Source organism: Acidobacteriota bacterium (assembly GCA_016196065.1).
Taxonomy (GTDB): Bacteria; Acidobacteriota; Terriglobia; order Terriglobales; family Acidobacteriaceae; genus Acidiflorens.
Genome location: JACPYL010000018.1, coordinates 142574 through 159523, shown reverse-complemented (window position 1 = coordinate 159523; position 16950 = coordinate 142574). Strand labels below are relative to the sequence as shown.

General features: G+C 57.7%; 9 protein-coding genes. 3 read left to right on the top strand and 6 right to left on the bottom strand.

Annotated features, from left to right (window positions below; all coding sequences use genetic code 11):
• The first annotated feature begins 110 nt into the window (after positions 1 to 110).
• Complete coding sequence (locus tag HY010_17280) at positions 111 to 587, top strand: prepilin-type N-terminal cleavage/methylation domain-containing protein (GenBank protein ID MBI3477487.1); 477 nt, start codon at positions 111 to 113, stop codon at positions 585 to 587.
• Positions 588 to 993: 406 nt separating this feature from the next.
• On the opposite strand, the gene HY010_17275 is transcribed toward HY010_17280, so the two are convergent.
• From HY010_17275 to HY010_17260, 4 genes are all read right to left on the bottom strand, one after another.
• Positions 994 to 4548 (bottom strand): TonB-dependent receptor, encoded by a 3555-nt coding sequence (locus HY010_17275; GenBank protein MBI3477486.1) that lies wholly within the window; start codon positions 4546 to 4548, stop codon positions 994 to 996.
• A 128-nt stretch (positions 4549 to 4676) separates the two neighbouring features.
• Complete coding sequence (gene glnD, locus HY010_17270) at positions 4677 to 7274, bottom strand: [protein-PII] uridylyltransferase (protein ID MBI3477485.1); 2598 nt, start codon at positions 7272 to 7274, stop codon at positions 4677 to 4679.
• Between the two features lie 89 nt (positions 7275 to 7363).
• Positions 7364 to 7702 carry a P-II family nitrogen regulator gene (locus HY010_17265; GenBank protein MBI3477484.1) on the bottom strand — a complete coding sequence of 113 codons (339 nt, stop codon included), beginning with the start codon at positions 7700 to 7702 and terminating at the stop codon, positions 7364 to 7366.
• 42 nt (positions 7703 to 7744) lie between these two features.
• Positions 7745 to 9184, bottom strand: coding sequence for an ammonium transporter (locus HY010_17260; GenBank protein ID MBI3477483.1), 1440 nt, complete (start codon positions 9182 to 9184; stop codon positions 7745 to 7747).
• Positions 9185 to 9447: 263 nt separating this feature from the next.
• On the opposite strand from HY010_17260, the gene gltB reads away from it, so the two are divergent.
• Positions 9448 to 14043, top strand: a complete 4596-nt coding sequence (gltB, locus tag HY010_17255; protein ID MBI3477482.1) for a glutamate synthase large subunit — start codon at positions 9448 to 9450, stop codon at positions 14041 to 14043.
• Complete coding sequence (locus tag HY010_17250; protein ID MBI3477481.1) at positions 14036 to 15496, top strand: glutamate synthase subunit beta; 1461 nt, start codon at positions 14036 to 14038, stop codon at positions 15494 to 15496. Before gltB ends, HY010_17250 begins: the two co-directional genes overlap by 8 nt.
• Positions 15497 to 15513: 17 nt before the next feature.
• Here the strand turns inward: HY010_17250 and HY010_17245 are convergent, their stop codons facing one another.
• The gene (locus HY010_17245) at positions 15514 to 16188 is read right to left on the bottom strand and encodes a 1-(5-phosphoribosyl)-5-[(5-phosphoribosylamino)methylideneamino] imidazole-4-carboxamide isomerase (protein ID MBI3477480.1); all 675 of its coding nucleotides are present in this window, start codon (positions 16186 to 16188) and stop codon (positions 15514 to 15516) included.
• Entirely contained in the window at positions 16182 to 16949 is a 768-nt protein-coding gene (hisF, locus tag HY010_17240; protein ID MBI3477479.1) for an imidazole glycerol phosphate synthase subunit HisF, read from the bottom strand. The genes HY010_17245 and hisF overlap by 7 nt, the downstream gene beginning before the upstream one ends.
• Between the last annotated feature and the right edge of the window lies 1 nt (position 16950).

Genomic DNA, 16950 nt, shown 5'->3' with positions numbered 1-16950 from the left:
GGGCTACGCTTCGGGTACAGTAGGATTCCGTCACTCTAGTCAGCCTATAGACCCGAACTGGCCTCTGGTAGCCGACTTCAGATGATCCCAGGGAGTTTCCAATGCAAGGAATGAAGAGACAAAGAGGTTTTTCACTCATCGAGTTGCTGATCGTGGTTGCGATCATCCTGATCATTGCCTCGATCGCCATCCCGAACCTTTTACGCGCTCGCATCAATGCCAATGAAACATCGGCCGTGGGTTCGATTCGCGCCATTAACTCCGGCATGATTTCCTACATGTCTTCGTATCCGACGGTCGGTTTTCCGGCCACGCTCAGCGCGCTCGGCGGTACTAATTGTGCTCCGCCCAGCCCAGCCAGTGCTTGCTTGATCGATACGCAGCTCGCGACCGGCAGCAAGAGTGGATACAACTTCACACTCGTGGGTGTGAGTGGAACTCCAGCCTCGACTTATCAGGTGATCGGAGCCCCGGCCGTTGCTAACCAGACTGGTGTGCGATATTTCTGTTCTTTCGCGGATAGCGTTGTGCGCGCTTCGGTCACTCCGATCGCAGCCTGCGACTACACGACGACGCCCTTACAGTAGCAGCGTTGTCGAAGCACTCAAGAATCCCACGGCACAGGCCGTGGGAGCGTGGAATTGGCGGCAGCCCCGAAGGGGCGCAAGAAATCTTGAAGACCAGCCCAGCCGCCGTTCCACCCAGAACACAGCGTCTCGAAAGCTAGCCGGCATCCGATAGATCCAACCTGTTGCCGATTTCTCCCTTGCAGTCCGTGTACTTCGCTGGGAATGACGCGACCCTGCGTCGAAATCGTACTTGGGGAAGTTGTGATCCAAAACGTGGGCGTGAATGGGGTTTACCCACAAACCTGCGCAAGCGTCGCGAGGCCGGAGGAAATCGCACCGGCGCATGGAGGACGTCCTAGCCCCGAGATACAAGACAAAAAAAAGGGCGAATCCGATGCTCTGGATCCGCCCCACTCTCTACAAACTAGAACTGGAACCGTGCTCCGAATTGCATCTTGCGGAAGTTACCCGTGGTCGATTCCACTTTGCCGAAGCTTCCGCCAAGTTCCCAGCCTGCATTTGGGAACGCGAAGCGCGGGGTGTTGGTTGCGTTAAACATCTCGGCTCGAATCTGCAACTTCATGTCCTCGCGGATTTGGAACTCCTTCGAGAGGGAGAGATCCAGATTCCGAATCCCCGGGCCACGCAGGTTCGAGAAATGGCGGGGTGCATTCCCCGCGATGTTGTCCCCGGGATCAGCGAAACAGTTCTCGTTCAAGTACGGTGCGCCCGTTGCCGCCGCCTGGTAGAAGTTGATTCCAGTCCGCAGGTTTGGACAAGTCACGTTGGGCCGCTGATTGCCATCGGTAAGTCGCCCGCTTGCCATCTGAATGGCGATCGGCTGCCCGGTTTGCAGGGTCATGACCGTATTGAGCGACCATCCCCCCACAATCGCGTCCGCCACACGATTCATCTCGGTCCCGATCAAGCGCCCGCGGCCAAATGGCAGGCCGTAGACTGCGGCGAGAACAAAGCGGTGGGTAGCATCGTTGGAACTGATCCCGTGTTCTGCTTTCAAATTGTCGAGGATCTGCGGGTTATCGAACTGCAAATTCCCGATCCACGCGTTCGATCCTGAGGAAGAATCATCGGTCGCCTTCGAAAGAGTGTAGTTCCCCTCGAAGCTCAGGTTGTGGCTGGTTCGTTTCTGGAACCGGATCTGCAGCGAGTGATACGTGGATGTTGCTCCCAAGAGCGGCAGCCCCGTGAACGCGCCGTCGAACTGGGGATACGGCCGCACCAGGTTCAACTGCGGAATCTGGGCGTCGTTGTAGATCGAGTCCGCCTCGCCAAAGATCGGCGCCGCGGCGCAAGGATTGCCCTGCGCATCCACAGTATTGAACAGACAGCGGAAAGGGTTATCCACATTCGTGTTCAGGAAATCCGAGACCGCATTGCTCTCTGGGTCGTGCGACGGGTTGAGGTCCTCTACCAACTGGTTGCGGACAGCCGAAGACAGGAAATTACGATTGCGTGTGCTGTTCGTTCCCGCCCACGGTAGATGGGTGCTGCGATTCGCGGAGTAGTCTGCCCCCAGCACAATGCCCCATGGGAACAAGTGCTGCACTCCCAAATTCCACTGGTAGATTTCCGCGTTGCGCGCCGTCTGTGTCCCCAGATCGTTGCCATTGTCGAATCCCCACTGTGCCAGCGGCCCATACTTGTTCCCCTGCGCCGGCGACAAACCGCTCGGGAATGGATCGGCAAACGACCCGAATTGCGTCTGGTAGTTATCCTTCGTGAATTTGATCTGGGCCGACTTGCGGAAGGCCGTGCCAGCGTACTGGAAGTTCGTGGCCACGTTCATGCCATAGAACACGCCCAATCCGCCGCGCAAAACGGTGTTGGATCCCAACTGGTAAGCAAAGCCGAACCGGGGGGCGAAATTGTTTCGATCGATGGGGGCCGATCGCCTGGAACCGCCGGCAAAATTCGTCGTGCCCATGATTTCGCCAATTCCGGGCACGTTAATTCCTGAATCCCCGGTGAAATTACTGAACTGCGAGCGATCGAACCGTTCGGTATAAGGGGTGCTCCACTCGTACCGCAATCCCAGGTTGACGGTGAGCTTGGGAGTGACCTTAAAGTCATCCTGCACGAAGAAAGCCGTCTCCTGTGATTTGTCCGCTACCGCCGGGATAATGTTGATATTTCCGCCGTAGGCAAATCCTGTCAGCAGCGTGGCAAAGGAGAACCCTTCGTTCGCATCGCCCAAGCCTGCGTTGGGTTGCGATGTGGTCACGTCGCGGGAGACGTCGAACAGTCCAGTCGGATTGTTGGGCTGCCAGAAGTTGTTGAAGAACTCGCGCTGTTCACCGCCGAACTTGATCGAATGTTTACCCGCAGACCACTGCAATGCCGCTGAATAAGTCCACAGGGTGTGAGCGAAGTTCGTATCCACGCAGCATTGATCGAATAAATTGAGACCTTCTCCCGACGTTTGGATCGTCGGCATGCGATGTAACCCGTTCGACGCCAGAATCGCTGGGAAACCTACGCTTTCGAGCGTCGGGTAGTGGTTTGAGATTCCCGGAGCGACAACCCGGTCCAGGCTGAGCCGGCTCGAGAACAACATCGTCGGCTTGACCGCCCAGTTGTACTCCAAGCCCACGTTGTGCACGCTGGTGAGATAGATCACGCCATCGCCGTCATTGCCCAGCACAGTCGGAACTGTGAATTCCGAATGATTGTGGCTGTAGCGGCCATTGATCTTGTGGTTCTGGCTAATCTGGTGATCGAGTTTGATGTCGTATTGCCAGTACGGCGCGGTACTCAACAAGACCTTGCGGAAGTTGGGATCGGGGAACACGGCATCCGCCACGTTCGGTTCCGGATACAGGTTGATGATATTTTGGCCGATCGGATCGATTTGATCTTGCGGAATTACATTCGGCGTTTCGAACGGAGCACGCGTGCAGCCACCCTCGCCGCACGATATGTTCTTCGGATCGAAAATCGTAACTGGACTATCGAGTGCCAGCAACTCGGAAAAGTCACCTTGTCTCATCAAGTCGGTTGGAACATACCCTTCCAGGTTCACGGGGTCGCTCTGGCGGAGCTTTTCGATGTCGAAGAAGAAGAATGTCTTGTTCTTGACGATCGGCCCGCTGAAGGCTAGTCCGTACTGGTCGCGGATGTGATCGGGCTTCTCTCCATTGTTGAAGAAATCACGTGAGTCAAACTGCGGGCGCTGTCCGAACCACCAGCCTGCCCCGTGGAACTTGTTGCCGCCCTGCCGAAGCACAAGGTTCACGACCGTGCCGCCGTTGTTTCCAAACTCAGCCGCGAAACTATTGTTCTGAACCTTGAATTCCTGCACGATTTCGACCGAGGGGGTGTAGTACACATTGGTGTTTCCGCCCTCGCCCTGTTCCGGCGCCGTCAGTGGGCTGCCATCAAGCCGAATTTCGGCAGTCGCGTTCCGTTGGCCATTCGATACAAAGTTTGTGCCCGACGGGTAATTGTCGTTGATCCCGGAACCACTCGTTTCCGTCACGCCGCCCGCCAGGTACACCAGACCAAACAAGCTCCGGTTGTACAGGGGGATGTCGCGGACGTATTCGTTGGTCACGTCCGTGCCGATGGCTGCACTTTCGGTATCGAGTAGAGGAGGCGCGCCCGTCACAATGACGGTCTCTGTGACCGTGAGCGGATTCAGGGCGAAATTGACCGTTGTATCCTGGCTGACCGCGAGCACGACATCTCTTCTCTCGACGGCGCGGAAACCCGTGGCCTCGACCTTCAGCGTGTACATCGCTGGACGCAGCCCGGTCAGGATATACAACCCTTCCTCGTTGCTGTGGGCGGTTACGCTAATGCCGGTGGCATTGTTGGTGATCGTGATCAACGCGGCGTGAACCAGCGCGCCCGACGGATCCGTAATCGTTCCGCGAATCTGGGCGGTGTAGCTGCCCTGACCGAAAACGAGAGAAATTCCGCAGAGGAGAAACAGCAGGGAGGCGATCAGTTTTTGGCACATCGACATATAGGACTCCTTCGAAAGGCGGCTTTCGATGTGGCTTACGTATTATTACGATTACATACTTTTACTTATCTTTGGCACAGGAGTCAAGGACTTTGCGGGGTGCGGGTTCCTTCCTAAAGCAATCAGCCTATGACTTTTGGAAGGAATTCCTCATGCAGGGACTGGGCCAGGGAGGTTTGCCGGTTTGCGTCCAGTTTGGCTCCATTTGCGGTGAGGTAGAGGACGTCGATGGCCATCTGGCCTTCGGTTTCGATCAGGGCGATTTCGATATTGCATCCCTGTTTCGAAACCTGCGAGCACATCTGGTAGAGCAGTCCAGGGCGGTCCTGCGTGATGACCTGCAGCAGAGTGCTGTGACTGGAACAGCCGTCGTCAAACTCGATCTGGGTTGAGATCTTCACTTTCGTGGATATCTTCTTCTCGGATCGCATTCGATCCTGCAACATCCGGGCCACATCCGCCTTCCCGCTGATCACCGCGGCGAGGCTTTGTTTCAATCGTTCCCATTCCTGGAGATTAAGTTCGAGCGTACGAAACCGGTCGGTAAAGAAAAAGGTGTCGACGACGACGCCCGCGCTATTGGAGAACGCGTTGGCCTTCACGATATTCATTCCCCATGCCGCCAGGGCCCCTGAAACCGTTGCAAATAGAAATGGCCGATCGGTGGTGATCAACGTCAACTCGTACCAGTGGCGGACCTGCTTGAGGCTCAACTGAACAGAGTCTTTGCCAACCTGCGCTGCCATTTCGGCATGGGCCAGCACGTCGCTGACTCCGTGCATACGCAAATACCGCTGCGGCAGGCCCTCCAAGAAATTGTTGATCTTCTTGCCCGCGACCGGCGCCAGTGAACGCAGATGCGCGAGCGTCGAATCATTGTTATCCGTATGGACGCGCTCGTCGGCGCTGCGGCTCAAATAGTTGGCCGCCGCAATATAGAGTTGCCAGAGGTTGTCCGCCTTCCATGCCGTCATCGCCTCGGGGTTCACGGCTTTAATGTCAGCGTATGTCATCAGGCAGAGCATTTTGAGCCGCTCGGGAACCCCGACCTTTTCCGCGAACGCTTTCACGTTATTCGGATCGAACACATCGCGGCGGGTGGCTGCTGACATATCGAGATGCCCGCCAACGAGGTACCGCACTGTCTCGCGGTCAACGGGTTCGAGGTCGAGCCGGTCGGCGCAGCTATCCGTAAATTGCAGACTGCCTTCCACGTGGTTGTCGCCGGGTATTGCTTTGCCGGAATCGTGCAGCAATAAAGAAAGGTGAAGTAGTTCGGGCTGCTCCAGTTCGTCCAGCAGTTCCGCGAAGCGCCGGTCCCACTCGGTTTTTGAATCGCGGAGTCGATGAAGGTTTTCGATTGCCAGGAACGAATGTTCGTCCACGGTGTAGCGATGGTAAAAGTCCCGCACCACCAGCGCTTCGATCCCTTTGAGTTCCGGCAGTAGCAGCGGCAACAGGCGTAACGCATTCATCGCACGTAAAGCGTCGGCAGCATGCGGCTGGCACAATGTTTCCTGCAGATAAAGCCAAAGTTCCGCGCCCCTCGGCGGCGTGGAAGCCAGTGCCGGCAGCACTTGCTCAATTTTGTACTCCGTAGTTGTACTCAATTTCAGGCCCTGTTCGGCCATGAAGTGAAACAGGCGCAGCAGCGTCTCAGGGTTCTGCAGGGAGTCGGGCTTTTGCACGAAGATCAGTCCGTCGACGACGGAAAAATCGGGCGTGGAAACGCGCGACCGCCAGCTTTGGAACTGGCGATACACGGAGGACCAGGCAGCTGGAATCTCCTCTAAAAGCTGCGCGCTCACGCGATGCACGGCGCGGGCGTGGCCGAAGTACACTCGCATCCAGTCCGCGGCATTGGCGATCTCGACCTCCGCCGCGCCGATCTTGCGAACCGCGGCTTCGTCCTGCGCTTCCCAAGTCAGAGAATTGTCGTGACGGCCATGCCGGAAGTGCAGAAAACAGCGGGTAGAGACCAGGAATTCGAGCGCAGCATCAAGCGCTCTCCGCGATGAAACCGGAAGCAATGTTTTGGGATCCGGCCAACTGCGCAATTTCTCCATCGCCGATATCAGCGCCAGCCAGTAAGTGACGTTGTAGTCGCGCAGTCCGCCGGGTCCGTCCTTCACATTCGGTTCGAGATGGAACACCGTGTTGCCAAATTTTTGATGCCGGGCGCGGGTGATCTCGCCCAGGTTCTGGATCAGGCTCTGACACTCGCGGGAAACCAGGCGCGGAATCACCTTTTCTCGCAATTGCGAGTACAGATCGCGGTCCCCCGCCAGATAGCGGCAGTCGAGAAGAGAAATTGCAAACTCCACATTGTTGGGATCGAATCGCTCGCACTCCGCAAGCGTGCGCGTGGCGGGGCTGAGCTTCAGCCGCAGATCCCATATTTCCTGGGAGAAGCGCCGAATGGGATCTTTGTAAGCGTCTTCGGTAGTTTCGTGAAGAAATAAGAGATCAATGTCGGAGTGAGGAAAGAGCCATCCTCGTCCGAAGCCGCCGGTGGCGACCAGCGTGAAGCCCGTTGGCCCGGCCGAGTCGGTTGAGATGAATTCGTTCCAGAGGCGGAGCAGAATGGCTTCTACGACAGCCGTGCGGCCAGACAGTGCCGCGTTCCCATTTCCGGTAGCGGAAAATTCTTCCTGGATACGCGCGGATTCCGTGGCGTACAGTTCCCGTAGCCCGCTACTGGAGATGGACGCGCTGTTCATCCCGGTAACATTCCCTCCGTCCTCCGGCGAAATCATTGCGGAGGAGGGAGGCTGGTCTCCGCTGTTTCCAAAGCCTGTCTAGCACGGACCTAAAGTGCGCCGTCGCCACGCTCGTCGTTGCGAATGCGAATCACTTCGTCAACCCGTGACAGGAAAATCTTTCCGTCGCCGATCTTGCCGGTGCGGGCAGCGGCCGTGATGGCCTGCACAACTTTTTCCACCATCTCATCGGCTAATACGATCTCGAGTTTCACCTTTGGGATGAGGTCGACGGTGTACTCGCGTCCCCGATAGAACTCGGTGTGACCTTTTTGCCGGCCGTGGCCGCGGGCTTCGAACACGGTCATGCCTTCAACGCCAATTTCGTGCAAGGCGTCTTTTACTCCTTCGAGTTTTGAAACCTGGATAATCGCTTCGACCTTTGTCATGATCCGTCTGTGCTCCGATCCATGGCCTCGTTCCAGACTGAACTAGCCTGGCGATTCCCAGTAGTATCCTTCCTCACCATGCTGCGAAAGATCAAGCCCCTGCACTTCATGTTCTTCGGAAACCCGTAATCCGATCGTTACATCGACGACCTTCAGGATTGCCAGCGTTCCGACCGCGGCCAGCACCCAGGCAATCGCGACACCGACGAACTGGTTGAGCAACTGATGCGTGTTGCCTTCCAGTAGTCCTGACGCAAGTGTATTCCCTTGCGCGTCTTTGAAGATAGGATTCACCGCACTGGAAGCGAAGATTCCAGTAAGGATGGCTCCCAGCGTGCCGCCTGCTCCGTGCACGCCGAACGCATCCAGCGAATCATCGTAGCCAGCCAGCAATTTGACCTTGGCCACCATCAGGTAGCAGAACACGCCTGCCAGCAGTCCAATTGCAATCGCCGACATGGGTGAGACGAAACCTGCAGCTGGGGTGATCGCAACCAATCCCGCAACCGCGCCTGAGATCGCGCCCAACGCACTCGGTTTACCGTTCCTCCACCACTCCGCAGCGCTCCATCCCAGGGCAGCCGCAGCGGCTCCGAAATGAGTAGCCACAAAAGCGCTGGTCGCCAGGCTCCCCGCCGAAAGCGCACTGCCGGCGTTGAAGCCGAACCATCCGACCCACAACAGGCAAGCACCAATAAAACTCAATACCACGCTGTGCGGAGGCATTGGTTCTTTGGGATATCCAATGCGGCGCCCGAGATACAGAGCGCATACCAGCGCTGAAACTCCAGAAGTCACGTGGACCACGGTGCCGCCGGCAAAATCCAGAGTCGGGAAGCGGCCGCCCAGCGCGGCGTTCAGGAACCCTGCTTTTCCCCACACCATGTGCGCCATCGGCGCGTAAACCAACAGCGACCAGAGCACCATGAACACGCTCATCGCACTGAACTTCATCCGTTCCGCAAACGCTCCCGTGATCAGCGCCGGAGTGATAATCGCAAACATCAGCTGGTAGATCATGAATGTTTGCAGAGGAATGGTGGCGGCATAATCTGGATCGGGCTGGGCACCGACACCACGCAGAAAAACGTTTTGCAATCCGCCGATGAAGCTGTTCCCAGAGCCGAAGGCCAGGCTGTAGCCGATCAGTCCCCAAAGAATCGTGACGATCGCCATCATAGCGAAGCTTTGCAGCATGACCGATAGGACGTTCTTCTTTCGGACTAGACCGCCATAGAACAAGGCTAGGCCCGGCCCGGTCATCATCAGCACCAGCGCCGAACACATCAGCATCCAGGCGTTGTCGCCGGCACTCTTGGCATCGACCACCGCTTGCTCCAGCTTCGCGATTTTCGCAGCCTGCGCCTCGCTGGCGGCATTGGTTGCGGCAGGCGACGTAGCGGCGGACGTTTGCGCCAGCGCGCTGGTCGCCAACACCCACACGAGCGCGAACAACAAGACGAATTTCAGCACCTTGGCCATTGCGACCTGTTGACTCCTCATTCTCAAGAACAGATGCGACATAACACTAATAGTCTGGGACGCCCTACGGAAGTCAAAACTACTTATTCATGCGATTAGAATTCTTTATGTCGCCGGGTGGGAATCTCTGTGCTGCGGAAATCTTCATCTCAACTATCGAAATTCTGAGTTGTACATGGGCGGCCTCCGGACTGTAACAAAGAAGATGGCATTCCAGCCCCACGAGACACTAAGCGTCACAGGGAGGGGACAGCAACGAAGCCATGGCACAGTCTTTTTACAAGTCGAATCCGTACGACCTGCCGCCTGCCCAGGGGCTGTACGATCCAGCGCATGAGCACGATGCATGCGGCATGGGGTTTGTGGCCAGCATCCAGGGCCACAAGAGTCATGAAATTGTCCTGCAAGGCATTCAGATTCTGATCAGCTTGACGCACCGCGGAGCTTGCGGCTGCGATCCTGAGACGGGCGACGGCGCCGGCATCCTGATCCAGATCCCGCACAAATTTTTTTCCCGCGAGTGTGCCACGCTGGGATTTGCACTGCCCGCTCCGGGAGCGTATGCCGTCGGCATGACGTTCTTGCCCGTGGAGCAACATCAGCGGCTCCAATGCGAGGGCATTCTGGAGAGGATCGTCCGCGAAGAAGGGCTGACGCTCCTCGGTTGGCGGGATACGCCCGTTGATGGCGCCGCCGTCGGCCGAGTCGCACGCGTTTCGCAACCCTATATCCAGCAGGTTTTTGTCGGATGTCCCGTCGGCATGGACGAAGACGCCTTCGAGCGTAAGCTCTACGTCGTACGCAAGCGCACGGAATCGGAAATCGAAGCCTCTGAGATCGAAGACAAAGGGATGTTCTACATTCCGTCGCTCTCGGCCCGCACTATCGTCTATAAGGGCTTGCTGCTGGCACCGCAGATTGCCAACTTCTACACCGATCTCTCCGATCCGGATGTGACCAGCGCCCTGTGCCTCGTGCACCAGCGTTTTTCGACGAACACTTTTCCGAGCTGGCAACTGGCCCATCCTTACCGCTACATCGCGCACAACGGCGAAATCAATACGCTGCGTGGAAACGTCAACTGGATGCACGCCCGGCAGTCTGTGCTGAAGTCGGAGTTGTTCGCCGGAGACCTCGAAAAGCTTTATCCGATTGTTGCGCCCGGCGGCAGTGATTCGGCGAGTTTCGATAACGCCGTGGAACTACTTTTCCAGGCGGGACGATCCATCGCGCACGTCATGGCGATGCTGATCCCGGAAGCGTGGGCAGGGAATCCGCATATGAAGCCGGAAAAGCGATCCTTCTACGAATACCACGCTTCGCTGATGGAGCCTTGGGACGGCCCCGCTGCGATTGCTTTCACAGATGGGCGTGTGATCGGCGCGACGCTGGATCGGAACGGCTTGCGCCCGGGTCGATATGTCGTGACCCACGACGACCTGGTTGTGATGGCGTCGGAAACTGGAGTGCTCGACATTGCGCCGGAGCGAATCAAGACGAAAGGCCGTCTTCAGCCCGGGAAGATGTTCCTGGTCGATACGGTCGAAGGCCGCATCGTTGCCGACAAGGAAATTAAGAAGCGTTTGGCTGGTCGCCAACCCTACGGAGAGTGGCTGAAAGAAAATCAGATCACGCTGGATCAGTTGCCGGAGCCCGCACGATTGCAGGCTGCCGATCACGCGACCATCCTTTGCCGCCAGCGGGCCTTCGGATACACGGACGAAGACCTGCGCATGATCCTTGAGCCGATTGCGTCGACCGGCGATGAACCGGTTGGGTCCATGGGCACCGATACTCCCCTTGCTTGCCTATCCGACCGTCCGCAACCGCTGTTCAACTATTTCAAGCAACTCTTCGCGCAGGTGACCAATCCGCCCATCGATCCCATCCGCGAGGAAATGGTGATGTCGCTGGTGAGCTACATCGGTACGGAACGGAACATCCTCGAAGAGACCCCGGAAAACTGTCACACGTTGAAGCTGCCTCATCCTCTCTTGACCAACCGCGAGTTGGAGAAGCTTCGGCGGGTGTCGCGAGGGGACTTACTGGCCACGACGTTGCCTGCACTGTTCCGCGCAAGTGAAGGCGAGGCTGGACTCAAGAGCGCCTTGGATGAGCTGTGTCGCCGCGCGTCCTTAGCTGTTCGGTCCGGTTACACGCTCCTTATTCTGTCGGATCGCGGCGTGGACAAGAATTACGCTCCCATTCCAAGCCTGCTGGCACTGGCGGCTGTGCACAACCTGCTGGTCCGCGAAGAAACACGTACCCAGGTTGCGTTGATCATCGAGTCCGGCGAACCGCGCGAGGTCATGCACTTTGCGTTGCTGATCGGATACGGAGCGAGTGCGATCAATCCGTATCTCGCTTTCGAAACGCTGGCCGACCTTGCCTGGCGAGGCATCTTGCCCGACGGCGTCGACGCGGAACTCGCGCAGAAGCACTTCATCAAGGCGATCAACAAGGCGCTGCTCAAAACCTTTTCGAAGATGGGCATCTCGACGCTGCAAAGCTATCGCGGCGCGCAAGTGTTCGAAGCGATTGGGCTCAACAAAGACCTGGTAGACGCCTATTTTGTCGGCACCACTTCGCGCCTGGAAGGTATCGGGCTGGAAGTGCTCGCGAACGAAGCGCAGCGCAAGCACGAGCACGCATTCCGTCCGGTCACGGAATACGAGACTGAACTCGCCGTCGGAGGGAGCTACCACTTCCGCGCGAATGGCGAATATCACCTGCTGAATCCTCTGACGATCAGCAAGCTGCAACACGCTGTGCGCCAGTCGAGCTTCAAGACATTTCAGGAATATACCGATCTGATCGACGATCAGAGTCGCAACCTGGCAACCTTGCGCAGCCTGCTGCAAATCAAGAAGGCGGACACTCCAATTTCGATCGACGAAGTCGAGCCGGCCAAAGAGATTGTGAAACGATTCACAACCGGCGCCATGTCATTTGGTTCCATCAGCAAGGAAGCGCACGAAACGCTGGCGATCGCGATGAACCGGATCGGCGGCAAGTCAAATACTGGAGAAGGTGGCGAAGACGAAGGCCGATTTAAAGCAGACGCTAATGGCGATCTGCGCCGCAGCGCCGTCAAACAAGTGGCCTCGGCTCGTTTTGGAGTGACCGCCAACTATCTTGTGAATGCCGACGAACTCCAGATCAAAATGGCGCAGGGCGCGAAACCTGGTGAGGGCGGCCAACTTCCGGGTCACAAGGTTGACGACGTCATCGCGCGTTTGCGGCATTCCATCCCCGGCGTGGGACTGATCTCGCCGCCGCCTCATCACGATATCTATTCGATTGAGGACTTGTCGCAACTCATTCACGACTTGAAGAACGTCAATCCACAGGCACGCATCGCGGTGAAACTCGTCGCCGAAGTGGGCGTAGGCACCGTCGCTGCCGGTGTCGCGAAAGCCCACGCCGATGTGGTCTTGATCAGCGGAGACAGTGGTGGCACGGGCGCCTCACCGCTCAGTTCGATCAAGCATGCCGGAATTCCCTGGGAACTGGGACTGGCCGAGACCCAGCAGACACTGTTGTTGAACGATCTGCGCAGCCGCATCCGCGTGCAGACCGACGGCAAATTGCAAACCGGGCGTGATGTGGTGATTGCGGCGTTACTGGGCGCGGAGGAATTTGGATTTGCTACCACGCCGCTCATCGCGATGGGTTGCATCATGATGCGCAAATGCCATCTGAATACATGCTCCGTCGGCATTGCCACGCAGGATCCCGTGCTCCGCAAGCAATTTCAAGGTCAACCTGAGCACGTCATCAATTTCTTTTTCTTCCTCGCCGAGCAGGTACGCCAGTACATGGCGGAGATGGGCTTCCGCAAATTCGATGACATGGTCGGCCGCGTGGACATGCTGGATTCGCGTCCCGCCGTCAATCACTGGAAGGCGCGCGGCCTCGATTTATCTGCCATCCTTTACAACCCCCCACTTCCCGCGAGAGTGGCGCGGCATTGCATACACGCACAGGATCATGGCTTGCAGGACGCTCTCGATCACCAGTTCATCGAGCAAGCGCGCCCGGCCCTGGACGCACGACATCCCGTCAAGTTCAGTTTGCCGATCCGCAATGTGCATCGCTCCGTGGGCGCCATGCTGAGCGGCGAAATCGCGCGCCGCTACGGCTCCGACGGGTTGCCCGACGAAACCATTCAGGCCCAACTCACCGGGTCCGCCGGCCAGAGCTTCGGAGCATTCCTGGCGAGCGGAGTAACGCTCACGCTGGAAGGCGACGCTAACGACTATGTTGGCAAGGGCCTCTCGGGCGGACGGTTGGTGGTCTACCCACCCAAAAATTCTGGTTTTGCCGCAGAGGAAAACATTCTCGTCGGCAACGTTGTTCTCTACGGGGCCACCAGCGGAGAAGCGTTCTTCAACGGCATTGCCGGCGAACGTTTCGCGGTCCGCAATTCCGGAGCCACGGCAGTTGTCGAAGGAGTGGGTGACCACGGCTGCGAATACATGACCAAGGGCTTGGTGGTTGTGCTCGGAGCCTGTGGTCGAAACTTTGCCGCCGGAATGAGCGGCGGCGTCGCCTATGTGTTTGACGACCGCATGGACTTCACCGAAAAGCGCTGTAATCGCGCCGGTGTCGATCTTGAACCCTTGATTGAACCGGAAGACATCCGGATCGTGCACGATCTTGTCACGCGTCACTTTGCATTGACGGGAAGCACCCGAGCCCGCTGGCTCCTCGACAATTGGCTCGAACTACTGCCGCGATTCATCAAGGTCTTCCCGCACGAATTCAAGCGAGTGCTGGGTGCGAGCCGCAGTACACAGGCCTACATTCCGGGCCAGAGTCTGCCTTCGCTCGCGGTAGAGCAGGTGCATCATGGGTAAGGCCACGGGCTTCATGGATCACGACCGCGAGCTGCCCACTCGCCGGCCCGTGTCGGAACGCGTAAACGACTGGTTCGAGATCTATCAGGATTTCCCGGAAGAGAAGCTCCGCCATCAGGGCGCGCGCTGCATGGATTGCGGCGTCCCGTTCTGCAATACCGGATGTCCCGTCAACAACATCATTCCTGACTGGAACGATCTCGTGTATCGCGGGCGGTGGAAAGACGCCGTCCGGCAATTGCACGCCACCAATAATTTCCCGGAGTTTACTGGCCGAATCTGCCCGGCCCCGTGCGAGACCGCTTGCGTGCTCGGGATCAACCAACCGCCTGTAACCATCAAGCAGATCGAAAAAAATATTGTCGAGCGAGGCTTCGAAGAAGGTTGGATCAAGCCGGAGCCACCCACCCAGCGCACCGGGAAAAGAGTGGCCGTCGTAGGTTCCGGACCAGCGGGATTGGCGGCAGCGCAGCAACTTGCCCGGGCGGGTCATGACGTGACCGTGTACGAAAAGTCGGATCGCGTCGGTGGTTTGCTGCGTTACGGTATTCCGCACTTCAAGCTGGAAAAAGAAATCGTTGACCGCCGCATTGCGCAGATGGAGGCCGAGGGTGTGAAGTTCGTCACGAACGCGCATGTGGGGACGAACGTGTCTGTGGAAGAACTCCAGCATATCTACGACGCAATCGTTCTTGCCGGTGGATCGGAACATCCCCGTGACTTGAATATTCCGGGACGCGAACTCAGCGGAATTCACTATGCGATGGAGTTTCTGCCGCAGCAAAACCGGCGCTGCGAAGGCGATGTGCTGAACGCGGGCGCAGATATCCTGGCCACCGGCAAACGTGTGGTCATCATCGGCGGCGGCGATACGGGAGCCGATTGCCTGGGCACTTGTCATCGCCAGAAGGCAAAATCCGTGCAACAGTTCGAAATCATGCCGATGCCTCCCGAAGAACGTTCTTCGCAAACCCCCTGGCCACTCTGGCCCATGCAGTTGCGGACCGAAGCCGCGCATGAGGAAGGCGGCACCAGGGATTGGAGCATCGCCACTACCGGCTTCACGGGTGATGCGGAAGGGAACGTAAAGCAGTTGCACGCGATTCGCGTTGGACCACCACCCAAGTTCGAACAGATACCGGGCAGTGAGTTCACGCTCGATGTCGACCTGGTTCTCATTGCCATGGGATTTGTTGGTCCGGTTCGCACTGGAATGATTGATCAGTTGGGAGTTGTCCTGGATCCGCGCGGCAATGTTGCGACGGACGAAAATTCAATGACGTCCGTTCCCGGAGTTTTCGCCGCCGGCGATATGCGTCGTGGGCAATCTCTCGTCGTCTGGGCAATTTCAGAAGGCCGGAAGGCTGCGGCTGGCGTTGATCGCTATCTGCGAGAGACATCAATTGCCAAGGGATCCGCTTCAACCAGATTGCCAACCTCAATTGCGGGATAGATGAAGTCGACGAATCATCACGCCTGCATAAGGCCGGTGTAGATTGCCATTCCGACGACTGCGTCCACCCCGATCGCGTGCAGCTGATCCACTTCCTCTTGTGATCGAATTCCTCCCGCGGCGATGAGCTGTCGTGAAGTTGCCTGCCGCAACGTTCGTACAATTTCCATGGGAATTCCTTGCAGCATTCCTTCCGTGTCGATGTGCGTATAGAGGAATGCGGCGCAAAAAGGGTCGAGGGCGCGGATCATCTCCAGCGCCGTGATCGTAGTTGTTTCTTGCCACCCGCGGATTGCGACCCGTCCACCTTTGGAGTCCACGGCGAAGACCAGTTTTTCGACCCCGAGATCCTCCGCCAACTTTCGCGCAAACGCAGTGTCGATCGCGCCATTTGAAATCAAAGACGAGCCGAGGATGATCCGGCGAGCGCCGAGTTCAAGCGACGCCCGAGCCGCTTCCAGCGTGCGGATCCCGCCGCCAAGCTGGCACGGCAGCCGTCGTGCAAAATCACGTACCAGTTCCGCGTTGTTGCCCCGCCCGGTTGCCGCATCCAGGTCAATCAATTGCACCAATGGATACTTCGAGAACCGATTTACCCATTCGTCGAAGTCATCGAACTCCAGTGCCTTCTTCTTTCCCTGAACGAGTTGGACGATCTTCCCGCCCATCAAATCTATCGACGGAATCAGCATGGCAGCCTCATCGGTATCCCTGCTGATTGGAGTGTTTGCTTCAGATCGACGAGTCGTTCCATGCCGTAGTGGAATATCGATGCGGCCAGCGCAGCGTCAGCGTGTCCTTTGCGGAAGACTTCGACGAAATGTTCGGCGCCGCCTGCCCCACCGGAGGCAATGACGGGGATGCGAACCGCATCTGCGACTGCTCGCGTCAACTCGCAATCAAAACCTGACGCGGTGCCGTCCCGGTCCATCGACGTCAGCAGGATCTCTCCGGCACCACGGCGTTCGGCGTCGCGAGCCCACACAACTGCATCTTTTCCAGAAGCAGTTCGGCCACCGCGCGTGAATGCTTCCCAGTGCTGGGTACTCTCTGACCGCTTGGCATCAATTGCCACCACCACTGCCTGCGAGCCGAACCGGTCGGCGATTCGCGTGATCAAAGCCGGATCCGCAAGGGCTGATGAATTAATACTGACCTTATCAGCGCCCGCTGCGAACACTGCGGCCGCATCTTCGAGCGTACGAATTCCTCCGCCAACGGTGAAAGGAATGAAAAGTTGGCGAGCCGTGCGGGACACGATGTCGAGGAGGGTCGCGCGATTCTGATGTGCCGCCGAAATATCGAGAAGCACCACTTCATCTGCTCCCGACTCGCTGTGGGCTTTCGCCAGTTCTGCAGGGTCGCCTGCGTCGCGCAAGTTCACGAATTGAACTCCTTTGACGACGCGTCCGCCGTCCACGTCGAGACAAGCGATGATTCGTTTGGTGAGCATG

Bases quoted from the DNA above. Each gene is read 5' to 3' on its own strand.
- HY010_17280 (MBI3477487.1), top strand. From the start codon at position 111: ATGAAGAGACAAAGAGGTTTTTCACTCATCGAGTTGCTGATCGTGGTT.
- HY010_17275 (MBI3477486.1), bottom strand. From the start codon at position 4,548: ATGTGCCAAAAACTGATCGCCTCCCTGCTGTTTCTCCTCTGCGGAATT.
- glnD (MBI3477485.1), bottom strand. From the start codon at position 7,274: ATGAACAGCGCGTCCATCTCCAGTAGCGGGCTACGGGAACTGTACGCC.
- HY010_17265 (MBI3477484.1), bottom strand. From the start codon at position 7,702: ATGACAAAGGTCGAAGCGATTATCCAGGTTTCAAAACTCGAAGGAGTA.
- HY010_17260 (MBI3477483.1), bottom strand. From the start codon at position 9,184: ATGGCCAAGGTGCTGAAATTCGTCTTGTTGTTCGCGCTCGTGTGGGTG.
- gltB (MBI3477482.1), top strand. From the start codon at position 9,448: ATGGCACAGTCTTTTTACAAGTCGAATCCGTACGACCTGCCGCCTGCC.
- HY010_17250 (MBI3477481.1), top strand. From the start codon at position 14,036: ATGGGTAAGGCCACGGGCTTCATGGATCACGACCGCGAGCTGCCCACT.
- HY010_17245 (MBI3477480.1), bottom strand. From the start codon at position 16,188: ATGCTGATTCCGTCGATAGATTTGATGGGCGGGAAGATCGTCCAACTC.
- hisF (MBI3477479.1), bottom strand. From the start codon at position 16,949: ATGCTCACCAAACGAATCATCGCTTGTCTCGACGTGGACGGCGGACGC.